This is a genomic window from Kitasatospora sp. NPDC127060 (genome assembly GCF_042724935.1).
Classification (GTDB): Bacteria; Actinomycetota; Actinomycetes; order Streptomycetales; family Streptomycetaceae; genus Kitasatospora.
This window is the reverse complement of sequence record NZ_JBHXEG010000208.1, coordinates 1-1011: the sequence shown is the minus strand read 5'-3', so window position 1 is coordinate 1011 and position 1011 is coordinate 1. Positions and strand designations below refer to the sequence as shown.

1 protein-coding gene is annotated in these 1011 nt (G+C 74.8%); it reads right to left on the bottom strand.

Features of this window, described 5'->3' with window-relative positions; translation table 11 throughout:
- Positions 1-18 precede the first annotated feature (18 nt).
- Positions 19-768 (bottom strand): TrmH family RNA methyltransferase, encoded by a 750-nt coding sequence (locus ACFWIS_RS40755; protein WP_380524408.1) that lies wholly within the window; start codon positions 766-768, stop codon positions 19-21.
- Between the last annotated feature and the right edge of the window lie 243 nt (positions 769-1011).

Here is a 1011-nt window from a genome sequence, read left to right as displayed (position 1 = left end):
CGGCACCGGTGCCGCGCCTCAGCGCCGCCCCGACATCCAGTGGAACAGCCCCATCGCCACGCTCGTCGCCAGGTTGAAGCTGGACACCCCGGGCTGCATCGGCACCGCCACCAACCGGTCGGCCCGCGCCTTGAGCTCCGCCGACACCCCGTGCCGCTCCGTCCCGAAGGCCAGCAGCGCGTCGTCCGGAAACGGCAGGTCCCGAATGTCCGCCCCCTCCGGATCCAACACGTACAACGGGCCGGCCGGCAGCTCCGGCAGGCCCACCCGCTCCACCGCGGTCGCGAAGTGCAGCCCCGCACTCCCGCGCAGCACCGTCGGGTGCCAGGGATCCAGCTCACCCGTGGTCACCACCCCGGTCGCCCCGAACCCGGCCGCCAGCCGGATGACCGCCCCGACGTTCCCCAGGTTCCGCGGGTTCTCCAGCACCACCACCGGCGCCCGCCGCGGCCGCTCCGCCAGCACCGCCCGGTTGGCCGCCACCGACGGCCGCACCGCCAATGCGACCACCCCGGTCGGATGCAGCCGGGGCGCCAGCACCCGCAGCCGCGACTCCTCGACCTCCACCGCCAACGCCTCCACCGCCGCCACCACATCCGGCGCCAGCTCACCGGCCAGGGCCAGCAACGCCCCCCGGTCCGCCGTCAGCACCCGCCGCACCTCGCCCCCGAACCGCAACGCGTGCTTCAGCGGATGGAACCCGTCCAACAGCACTACCCCCGGCTCCCGCTCGGCCACCCGCCACACCCGCACCAGCTCGTCATCCATGCCGGTCACTCTCCCACCCCCGACCCACCTCACCCCCCCAACCCACCCCCGACCCACCTCACCCCCCAACCCACCCCGCACCCACCCCAACACCCCAGCACCCCAGCACCCCAGCACCCCGCACCCATCCACCCAAGCCCCCCACCTCCCCCCTCCCACCCGCCCCAGGCGAGAGGGACGCGCTGCGGGAGGGGGCGGTGGAGGGGGTGGGTGCGGAGAGGGGCGTGACGGGTGATTTTCAGA

Excerpts from the sequence above, each read along its gene's own strand:
- ACFWIS_RS40755 (WP_380524408.1), bottom strand. The coding sequence starts at position 768 with ATGGATGACGAGCTGGTGCGGGTGTGGCGGGTGGCCGAGCGGGAGCCG.